The sequence below is a fragment of the Aquiflexum sp. genome (genome assembly GCF_041751335.1).
Lineage (GTDB): Bacteria > Bacteroidota > Bacteroidia > Cytophagales > Cyclobacteriaceae > Aquiflexum.
This window is the reverse complement of the sequence record NZ_JBGSXS010000163.1, coordinates 1-10,122: the sequence shown is the minus strand read 5'-3', so window position 1 is coordinate 10,122 and position 10,122 is coordinate 1. Positions and strand designations below refer to the sequence as shown.

At 38.5% G+C, this 10,122-nt stretch carries 7 protein-coding genes; 2 read left to right on the top strand and 5 right to left on the bottom strand.

What is annotated here, in order from left to right; genetic code table 11:
• Positions 1–309: 309 nt before the first annotated feature.
• The gene (locus ACEW8U_RS09165) at positions 310–2,244 is read right to left on the bottom strand and encodes an SMP-30/gluconolactonase/LRE family protein (RefSeq protein ID WP_373521741.1); all 1,935 of its coding nucleotides are present in this window, start codon (positions 2,242–2,244) and stop codon (positions 310–312) included.
• Between the two features lie 144 nt (positions 2,245–2,388).
• Here ACEW8U_RS09165 and ACEW8U_RS09160 point away from each other — a divergent pair, with 144 nt between their 5' ends.
• A complete protein-coding gene (locus ACEW8U_RS09160; protein WP_373521740.1) occupies positions 2,389–2,556 on the top strand; it encodes a hypothetical protein in 168 nt (55 codons plus the stop codon).
• Positions 2,556–3,056 carry a hypothetical protein gene (locus ACEW8U_RS09155; RefSeq protein WP_373521739.1) on the top strand — a complete coding sequence of 167 codons (501 nt, stop codon included), beginning with the start codon at positions 2,556–2,558 and terminating at the stop codon, positions 3,054–3,056. The genes ACEW8U_RS09160 and ACEW8U_RS09155 overlap by 1 nt, the downstream gene beginning before the upstream one ends.
• Positions 3,057–3,192: 136 nt before the next feature.
• Here ACEW8U_RS09155 and ACEW8U_RS09150 read toward each other — a convergent pair whose 3' ends face one another.
• Genes ACEW8U_RS09150 through ACEW8U_RS09135 form a run of 4 tightly spaced genes read right to left on the bottom strand, consistent with a single transcriptional unit; the run spans position 3,193 to position 9,294 of the window.
• Positions 3,193–4,374, bottom strand: coding sequence for a TolC family protein (locus ACEW8U_RS09150; RefSeq protein ID WP_373521738.1), 1,182 nt, complete (start codon positions 4,372–4,374; stop codon positions 3,193–3,195).
• Complete coding sequence (locus ACEW8U_RS09145) at positions 4,371–7,460, bottom strand: efflux RND transporter permease subunit (protein WP_373521737.1); 3,090 nt, start codon at positions 7,458–7,460, stop codon at positions 4,371–4,373. The genes ACEW8U_RS09150 and ACEW8U_RS09145 overlap by 4 nt, the downstream gene beginning before the upstream one ends.
• A gap of 57 nt (positions 7,461–7,517) precedes the next feature.
• On the bottom strand, positions 7,518–9,011 hold the full coding sequence (locus tag ACEW8U_RS09140; protein WP_373521736.1) for an efflux RND transporter periplasmic adaptor subunit: 1,494 nt from the start codon (positions 9,009–9,011) through the stop codon (positions 7,518–7,520).
• 28 nt (positions 9,012–9,039) lie between these two features.
• Positions 9,040–9,294, bottom strand: coding sequence for a hypothetical protein (locus ACEW8U_RS09135; protein ID WP_373521735.1), 255 nt, complete (start codon positions 9,292–9,294; stop codon positions 9,040–9,042).
• Positions 9,295–10,122 lie beyond the last annotated feature (828 nt).

The following is a 10,122-nucleotide window of genomic DNA, read 5'->3' as shown; positions in this document are numbered from 1 at the left end:
GGACGGCTGAAATTAAAGTAGCCTTCCTGAAATGGCTTGAGAAACATCCCGAACTCGGCAGCATGACCCGTCAGGAATTGGATCAGATGATGAGTAAGAGGACGTGGTGATTTTTTTAAATTTTGGATATTTATTGCAACTTGATATTTGTAGATATTGGAAATTGGTGGATATTTTAACCCTAGAATAATTTGAATTGCCAAATAAGCTTAATTAAAACTTTGGATAAAGTTAATGAGAAATTTACAGGTAATCTGGAACTTTGCACCAATATCCACTAATATCTAAATATCAAAAAATATCCAAAGCCTACAAATAATTCACATACCCCTCCTTATTCGTCCTAATATTATACACCTTGCTATAACTAACAATGTAAAGTGTCTTCATATCCTCATCGCCAAAAGCCAAACTCACAGGAAAAGAAGGCGTATTGATCATGCCGACAAACTTGCCTGAATGGTCAAAAATCTGAACGCCATAATAAGTTGCTACATAAATATTACCTTCCTTGTCAATGGCCATTCCATCCGCACCGGACGACCTGCCTTTTCTGTCCAGCACATCTTCTGTTAAGAAAACTTTTGCAAACCTACGGCCATTGCTGATGCTGCCATCTTCATTGACATCATAGGCCCAGATATAATTGTCTTTGTCACTTTGGACCGGATACCAATCTTCTTTATCAAAACAGTTGTTGATATATAGGGACTTGCCATCAGGTGAAAGAAGGATGCCATTGGGCATGGCAAACTCATTGGGCTCAGTGATCCTGGTAATTTCACCTGTAGGCGAGACATAATAAACAGCACGTCCCGGTTGAAATTTTTCAGCTTCCATGGTGAATTGTGGATCGGTGAAATAAAATCCGCCCTTTGTATCCGTGATGATATCGTTGGGCCCATCAATGGGTTTTCCATCATATTTATCCGCAAGTACTCTGACTACCTGACCATTTGTATTCATTTCCACAACACGATGTCCCATCATGTCGCAAACCAAAAGGTTGCCGTTTTTGTAAGGATACAGTCCATTGGTCTGCATCTTGCCTTCAGTAATATTTCTGTAACTACCATCTGGCTCAAGGACCACAATTGAACTTCTTTTTGGATCCGCATTGAAGTCTTGATCAAAATACATGTTGGAGAAATATAGCTTTCCGTTCATCCATTTCGGCCCTTCTGTAAAGAATAGTTCAGGCTTGGTTTTCTTGCCGTCAATGACTAATTCCAAGGTTGTTTCCTTAGGGATAAACTCATGGAAGGCGGTCATTCTTACTTTTCCTTTTTCCATATAATCAGATCGTGAAGGCCAGAATATGTCCAAAGCTTCGCTACCCAACTCCCCGGTTTCAGCACCATGAACAAAGTTGCCGGGAATCAGAACCACATCGTTGGTTTCCAAAAGCTTTTTGCTATCCAACAAAATTTCATTAACAGAACCCCTCAATACAAACATCATTTGCTCCTCCGGGTGAATGTGGTGTCCAAAAATAGCATCTGGTTCCATGGAAATAAAACTCAGTAACATATTCCTACCCGATATCAACCTTGAAAAAGCACCAGGAGCTAATTCGGAAAGTTGAATATCATAAAGGTCATAAACTGTATTGGGTTTGAAATTGGGAGTCTGAGGATTTTCAATATCGTCCAATTTATCAGGAAGGTTTTTCAAGCCAGCTTTTTGGAGGTAATCACGACGTAAAGGGCTGTAGACTTCATAAATCTTGGCTCCAGAGCCTCCAGCTGTTAAGGATATTTTACTACCCTTTTCCAGATATACAAAATCAACTCTAGGTGTAAAGCTATGGATACCATCAGGTGATTCCCTTTTTCTGGAAATCATGGAAACAGGAATCCCGTTAATTTTGGCTTCGGTTTCTCCTTCCATTACGAAAATAAACCTGTCAACATCTGCTGTTTCTTCCAGAATTTGGGCTTGTGGATCAAGTTGAAGCTCTGCCATCATTGCCCCCGAACCCCAAATCACTTTGGCCTTTACCCCTGGGTGAAGTTCAAAGCTTTCAATATTGCTCAGATTGCTGACCTGTGGAGGTTCCAGATTGGGGTCAACAGTAGCACTAGGAAGTCCCGATAGTTGCCTTTCCGTCAGGCCATATTGTTTGATCAGTTCTTGGTTCTTCTTTTCCCAATCCGGGCCTGATGGAGTACACTGGGTAAGGAAAATTACACAGGAGATATTTAAAGCAACAAAAAATATTTTTTGACTTATTTTGAGGTTCATAGGTTTTTGGAATTTGATTCGAACCCAAAAAATAGCCATTTAATTTAGTAATCCTTAGTAATCCCACTTCCATTATTTCATTTACTTTTTGATTTATGGGAGTATTTTATTAATATGAATCCGAATACGATAGATTAGGAAAAAATGAAACCTGTAAAAAAATTTAAAACCTTTGAGGAATTGAAATCTTGTGAAAACAAGGAAATGGATAAAGCATCTACTTTGAAATACCATTTTGATTTTGAAAAGCTATTAGCCGAAATCAGAAAGGTAAAGGAACATAATATTGATATTAGCCAAATTGATAAATAATGGAGGAGACCCTCAAAAAAACTTTATTGGCTATTTGTTACTTGCTTTCAAAGCACAAAGTTGATTATTTATTAGTGGGTGGTATAGCTGTTGGTCTTCATGGATTTTTTAGATTATCAAAGAATCAATCAGGACAAGTTATGGATAAACCTGATATTGATATTTGGTTTAATCCAACATATACAAATTATTTTAATATAATTAAAGTTATGGGGGAGTTGGGTCAAGATATTTCTGAATTTGAAAAAGAAGAAACCCCAAACCCAAGAAAATCATTTTTTAAATTAGAATTTGATGGTTTCTATCTTGATTTTCTACCTGAGATTAAATCAAGAATTATATTTTCTGAAGCCTACCAAAGAAAAGAAACGATTATTTTTGAAGGTGTTACTTTTAATTTGATTCATTTTAAAGATCTTATTTTAGATAAAGAGACTTCTGTTAGAGAGAAAGATCTTGAAGACATTGAACAATTAAATAAGCTTAAAGGAATGAAATAAATAATTCGCTTTCGGGATTTGCAATCTCGAGAACAGATCGGAATTTGTAATTTCAGCCTTCTTATAAAAAAGAAAAGGCAGGGATTACAAATCTCGCTCATCTGGATTCGGCATTACAAATCCCGAATAGCTACACCTATAACCTAAACTTCAAAATCTCTGCCTTGACGGCATAGTAATCTTTTTCGGTCAATAGAAAATTATTGTAGGCCATATAGTAATAATTGGACTCCATAAAGTATACGATGGTAGAGATATGGCCTACTTCCAATGCCTTGTCCAAATACTCCAAACTGTTTATTGCGGATAGAACCGTTTTATACTCCTCAAAAGTTTTGGATAGTTTTTCATATTTTTCAAACAACTGTTTGACATCGTAAAACTTTTCATTTTGATAATCCCGGACACGTAAATCTGAAAACAATACAGCAGCCTCACTTTGCCTGACTTTGTATTTGTTTTCCCAAAGAGGTATACTTGTCCCAATATGAAATCCATTGAAAGTCTGCCCTAATATTCCCTGATATCGGTAACCTGCTTCCATTTTGGGAAGGGCAAGGGCTTTGCTGAGTTCCAATTGTCTTTTAGCGGTTGCGGTTTCCAACTCGATGAATTTAAGTTCAGGATCTTCTGTCTGTATTTCATCATATAAATCTTCGAAAAATGGAATGGGATCCATTTCGGGATAGATGGTTTCATTAAAAGATAATTCAATCCCGCCATTCAAACCTGTAAGTTGTTGATTCAGTTGGTTTATTTCAGAAAGATTCAATTGGAATTCCTTATTGATTTCTATCAACTGTAACCTTGCTTTGTTTACATCAAGGATATTACCTTCTCCTGTTTCCAGCTTTGTTTCAAAGTCACTGAGTAAGTTTTCAGTAAAAGATTTCCTTTGTTGAAATTGTTGTTGGAGTTTATTTCTATAGATCAATTCAATACAGATAGACTGCGCTTCAAAAAGCACCTCTTGCCGGGCCGCGTCATAGATATAGGAGAATTGTGAGATTTGTTGATTCGCAAGCTGCTTTCTTTTACTATAAACTGTTGGAAAATCAAAAGACTGATTGACCAATACATCGGTCTGATTTCCTGCGGTTAAAGGAAAGCCATACAAATAATCATACTCTATATTTGGGTTGTATAGGGGCATTTCCGATTTGAACTGGAGATTTTGAGCTTGCTGCTTTTGGTAATTTGCCTGTATTGTTTTATTGTTTTTTTCAACTTCCACCATAACGATATCAAAGCTTGATTGCCCTTGGGTATTTATAAAAGTCAAAAACGAAAATAAGGATAGAAGTATGGACTTTTTCATTTGGTTTCAGTTTTTGAGTTAACTAGAAAATAGACCATTGGGACAATGATCAGGTTAAGAAGGGTAGAAGTGGTCAAACCACCCAAAATCACTTTTGCCATTGGGCTTTGGATTTCATTTCCAGGGAGGTCTCCGGCCAATGCAAGAGGAATCAATGCTAGGCCGGCGGTGATGGCCGTCATTAGTATAGGACTTAATCTGTCTTTAGATCCTTGAATCACTGTCTCATAGAGTCCAAGGCCTTGTTCCTTAAGACTTTCATAGTGGGATACCAGAAGAATCCCATTTCTGGTAGCAATACCAAAGAGGGTTATAAATCCTATAATAGCAGGTATACTCAGTATGCCACTTGTAAAGTAAATACTTAAGATTCCACCGATCAGGGCCAAAGGAAGATTGATCAATATGATGGAAGCAAGGTTTACTTTTTTAAACTCCTGAAATAGGATCATGAAAATAATCAGAATGGCAAAGAACGATGTGACCAATAGCGTAGTGGAGGCTTCCTCTTCTGCTTCGAATTGCCCACCAAGTTCCACATGATAGCCCTCAGGAAGTTGGATGTTTTCGGATATTTTGGATCGGATTTCATCAACCACACTCTTTTGATCCCGTCCTGATACATTTGCCGAGACAACGGTTTTTCGCTGTACATTTTCCCGGTTGATGGTGTTTGGACCGCTTCCACTTACAATATTTGCCACATAGTGAATAGGGATTTTTTCTCCGTTTTCAGTATCAATAAGGGTATTCATGATGTGATCCATTTTGGTTCGATTCTCCTCATCAAAGCGTACAATAAGATCAAAGGATCGGTTTTCCTCATAGATTTCCGATACTTTCTCACCCGCAATGCCCACATCTACAAATTCATTAAATTTACCTATGCTGATGCCATAATGGCTCAATAATTCCCTGTTCGCTTTGATCTGAATTTGTGGGATTTCAATCTGTGGCTCGACCTGCAAATCAACCAATCCCTCAATGTCCTGAATTTCATTTTTGATCTGATTTGACAGGTTGTACATCCTGTTTAAGTCTGACCCAAAGATTTTAATGGCAATATTCGCCCTTGTGCCTGAAAGCATGTGGTCGATTCTATGCGAAATCGGTTGGCCTATGGTTACATTAGCCTCTTTGATCCGAGAAAGCTTTTCCCTTACCTCTTCAAAAAATTCGTCGCGACTTCTTTCTTCTAATAGGAAAGGAACCTCAATTTCCGAAGAATTGACACCCTGTGCATGCTCATCCAATTCTGCCCTGCCTGTTCTTCGGGTAGTTGAAATCACCTCAGGAATACTTAATAGGGCTTCTTCAACCCTTCTCCCAATATTATTGCTTTCTTCCAGTGACAGTCCAGGTAAGGCAACCGCTGCGATGGTAAGGGCACCTTCATTGAACTCCGGCAGGAAACTTCTTCCCAATTGGGTAAAGGCTAAAATTGCTACTGCAAGCATAGCCAAAGCAGAACCGATAAAAACTTTTTTCCACTGCATGGCGTGCTCAAGAAAAACTCCATAAAATTTCTGAAGCCTACTCACAAGCCAACTTTCACGATCCTGTTTGATCAATCTGCTTTCATTGGTCAACATATAACTACAGAGAACAGGAGTCAGTGTTATGGCTATGATAAGAGAGGCAAACAGGGCTACGATAAAGGCTATTCCCAAGGGAGCCAACAATTTACCTTCCATTCCGGAAAGGAAGAATAAGGGTATAAATGCTACTATGATGATAAAAGTGGCATTGATGATGGAATGCCTGATTTCAAATGAAGCATCAAATATTACCTCAAGCTGATTTCTTTTATCTTTCTCCTGGAGCTTTGCATTTTCCTTCAGGCGTTTAAATACATTTTCAACATCAATGATGGCATCATCAACTAAGTCTCCGATCGCTATGGCCATTCCACCCAAACTCATGGTATTGATGGTGAATCCCAACCATTTTAAAGTTAGGATGGCCACAAGCAACGAAATCGGTATGGCCAACAATGAAATTACCGTTGCTCTCCAATTCATTAAGAATAGGAACAACACGATGACTACAAAAGCACTTCCCTCCAATAATACCTTTTGGATATTACTAATGGATGCGTTGATAAAGTCAGCTTGCCGGAATACTTTGGTGTCAATTTTGATGTCCTCTGGAAGGGTTTTCCGAAGATCTTCCAAAGCTTCATCGATTTTTTCGGTCAATAAAAGTGTATTGACATCAGGCTGTTTGGAAACAGAAAGGACAATACTAGGTTCAGCATTACTGGATGCATCTCCGATTTTGGGAGCTGCACCGATTTTAACTTCAGCCACATCTTCAATTCGGATAATTTGTCCATTAGACTGTTTGATTATCGAACGGCCAATTTCCTCTATTGAATTGGTTCTTCCTATTCCTTTGACGATGTATTCGTTACCATACTCATACACAAATCCACCGGAGGAGTTTCCATTGGATTCTTCACCGGCCTTCATCAATTCTTCCAAATTGACGCCGTGAAATCCCATCCTTTGAGGATTGGCTAAAATCTGATACTGTTTAAAGTCCCCCCCATAAACAATTACTTGGGCTACTCCTCCCGTAGCCAATAACCTTGGACGGATAATCCAATCTGAAATAGTCCTCAAATCCATCATTGAGGTGCTGTCAGCAGTCAAACTGATAAACATGATCTCACCCATGATTGAAGATTGTGGCGCCATGATAGGCTTACCAACTCCTAAAGGCAAAGTTTCTCCAATGGTTGCCAGTTTTTCGTTTACTATTTGCCTTGCCCTATAGATATCAGTATCCCATTCGAATTCAACCCAAATCACGGAAAAGCCGCCCGAAGATGCTGAACGGACCCTTCTGACATTTGTGGCGCCATTGACTGATGTTTCGATCGGAAAGGTTACCAGCCTTTCTACTTCCTCTGGTGCCATACCGTGGGCTTCAGTTAGAATAACAACCGTAGGTGCGGTCAAATCTGGAAATACATCCACTTCCATATTGAATGCCACATAGGTGCCCAACAAAGAAAGCAAAGCAAATGATGTCAGCACCAGAAGGCGGTTATGCAATGAAAATTTTAATATGGCATTGAGCATGAGTTTCTTCTTTTATTTTTCTAAATCCCGGGATTTGAAGTGTACAGATTTATAAAATCAATGGCTGTGGCCGTGCTCCGGAATTGCTCCTGTGGCCGAGGCCAATTTGATGGCATAAGCCCCCTTGGTGACGACTCTTTCATTTTCCATTAGTCCTGAGATGACATGGACCTGGGTCCCGTCGTTTCCGGACAGTTTGACTTCTCTTTTCTGAAAGCTTTCTCCCCCTGTCTGAACAAAGACGTAGAAATTCCCCAATTCTTCCAACAGGGCTGAAACAGGAATTACCAAGGCATCTGGGATAGGTGATGACTTTAAAAAGACTTCAGCTATTGCACCCGGGATTATATTTCCGATGTTGTCTATTTCAAAAGTGATTGGAATAAAAGAAGCGTTGGAGGAAGCACTTTTTCCGTAGGAGACAACTTTGCCATTTATGCTTTCCGTATCAAAAACTTTATCCTCTGAAATGATCCTAAAATTTGCAGCTGATATGCTGGGCAGCTTGTTATAATATTTCTGTGAGACATTGGCCTGGAGTAAGACTTTTTTGTTTTTACTGACTATAGCCAATGGGAAACCTGCTTCCACATATTGGCCCTCTGAAACCAAAATATTTTTCAAAAATCCAGAAGAATTGGAATTGATTTTTTGGCCAGTTTTGGAATAATTTTTAGATACTGCCTGAAAAATAGATTCCAGGTTTTCATATTCCATTTTGGCTCGTAAATATTCTTTTTGTGAAATGATTTTATCCTGTACCAAGATCTGTGCTCTTTCAAACTCGGCTTTGGATAATTCATATTTGGCCTTGGTTTCGTTGTAATATACCTCAGGATTGCCCTGCGTCAGGTTACCGCTGCTCAGGGTAAATAAGTGATCTCCGGTTTTTATTTCGGACCCGATAACTGTTTTATTGGTGGCAAACAAAACTGCGCCATTGGAATTGGCTGTGATAACACTTTCATCTCCCGGTGGCGGCAATACCTGACCACTTGTTTTGAGGATTTCACGGAAGGGTTCCCTACGGACAGGTGCATTGGAAAATTCAATATTCCAGGCTTGTTCTTTCAAAAATGTGATGTCATTTCCTGAATCGACTGCCTTAATTTGTAACGATGCAGATTCCTCATCAGGATAAACAATTACGTCATTGATTACAATTTGATCAGTGTATCCTTTTGTAACTATATCAAAAATCAATTTACCCTTGCCTGACGCAATAGGCTTAAGGCCTAATCTGTAAATTCCGGGAGAACTTGCAGAATCTGAACTGCTCTTGATTCCTTTATCATTAATAATCAAGCTGACGGTTACACTTCCTTCAGTCAATGGTAAAAAATTTTGACCCAAAATAGTGAAGTGTGCTGCAAAACCCGAAAATTTTCCGACTACCAATGGATTAAATTCAACAAATAGCTCTGTGTTTTTTGAATAATGCGTATAAGACAGAGGAACTATGCCAGTTTCATCATGGGCATGTTCAGCCTCTTGTTGGCCGCAACCAGCCAACAAGAGGATAAACAGAACCATCTTAAAAGATGTTCTCATAAGTAAATTATTAAAGACTATGGATTATTTAATGCTTGTGGTCGCCATCTTCCCCATGGCTGTGAGTTGCTGAATCCTTGGCAGTACTGTCAGGACTTACTTTGAATTCTTCTTGAGTGTGATTTTCCTCATCATGGTCATCATGAACGGATCCATCCTCATGTTGGTGTGTGCCATGATTATGGGAGTCTACGCCATCATGAGAATGTCCACCTGATTTTTTGTTTCCACAGCCAACAAACAAGAGGGCTGCAATGCAGAATAGGACTATTGAATTTTTCATCGGTAACTTGGTTTTAGATTAATAGATTAATTCAGCTAATTTTAATAGCCAAATTTAAAATGGAAGTAAATCCATTTAAAGAAAAAAATGAAGTTAAACGATGGTATTAGGGGGACCTCTTAGACCCGAGGGAAGAAAAACATAAAAACTGTTAAATAGGCAATTTTCCGGAGGGGCTTTTTGCTGGATATAGAATTTAGGTAAAGCTCTGAAAACTGATTCCTGAATAGGGAAAATAAATGGTGGAGTTACTTTTTTGATAGATGGACCGGGGCAATTTGCTAAAAAGTCATTACTATTTTCTGCATGGTTGAAATCGAAAAAAAAATTTACAAAATCACTTGTTTCTTTATTTGAATCTTCGTGATCATGGTTTTCGTGAGATCCGTGGTGATGTGTGTTATGATCTTCGTGTTGATGGGGAATAATGCTGTGCCCCAAAAATAAAATTTGGGCAAGGGTTAAGATAGATATAGTTAAATACTGTCTGACCATTTTTGTAAAGTTATAGAAAAAGTGGAGATAATGGATGTTTTAAGGTTTAATTTGAGAACCTAATGTGAAGTGCAGGACAGCAATGATGTGAGTAGAAATACTGACTTTGACAAAAGAAGGAGATTTCATTTAATTGAAAAAAGATGTGAGTGGCACTCATTTAGGCAAAGAGAATATTGGTTTAGTGGATTTTAAAAGTTCTTTTGCAGTTTTCCAATCGGGGAATTGTTCGCTATCAAAAGTCAGGGTTTTGATTTCCTTTGCGATCTCTCCTGATTTTTTCATGGATTGAAAATGGGCTCCGCTTTTGGAGAATTCTTTAAGTGATTTTTC

Excerpts from the sequence above, each read along its gene's own strand:
- ACEW8U_RS09165 (WP_373521741.1), bottom strand. The coding sequence starts at position 2,244 with ATGAACCTCAAAATAAGTCAAAAAATATTTTTTGTTGCTTTAAATATC.
- ACEW8U_RS09160 (WP_373521740.1), top strand. The coding sequence starts at position 2,389 with ATGAAACCTGTAAAAAAATTTAAAACCTTTGAGGAATTGAAATCTTGT.
- ACEW8U_RS09155 (WP_373521739.1), top strand. The coding sequence starts at position 2,556 with ATGGAGGAGACCCTCAAAAAAACTTTATTGGCTATTTGTTACTTGCTT.
- ACEW8U_RS09150 (WP_373521738.1), bottom strand. The coding sequence starts at position 4,374 with ATGAAAAAGTCCATACTTCTATCCTTATTTTCGTTTTTGACTTTTATA.
- ACEW8U_RS09145 (WP_373521737.1), bottom strand. The coding sequence starts at position 7,460 with ATGCTCAATGCCATATTAAAATTTTCATTGCATAACCGCCTTCTGGTG.
- ACEW8U_RS09140 (WP_373521736.1), bottom strand. The coding sequence starts at position 9,011 with ATGAGAACATCTTTTAAGATGGTTCTGTTTATCCTCTTGTTGGCTGGT.
- ACEW8U_RS09135 (WP_373521735.1), bottom strand. The coding sequence starts at position 9,294 with ATGAAAAATTCAATAGTCCTATTCTGCATTGCAGCCCTCTTGTTTGTT.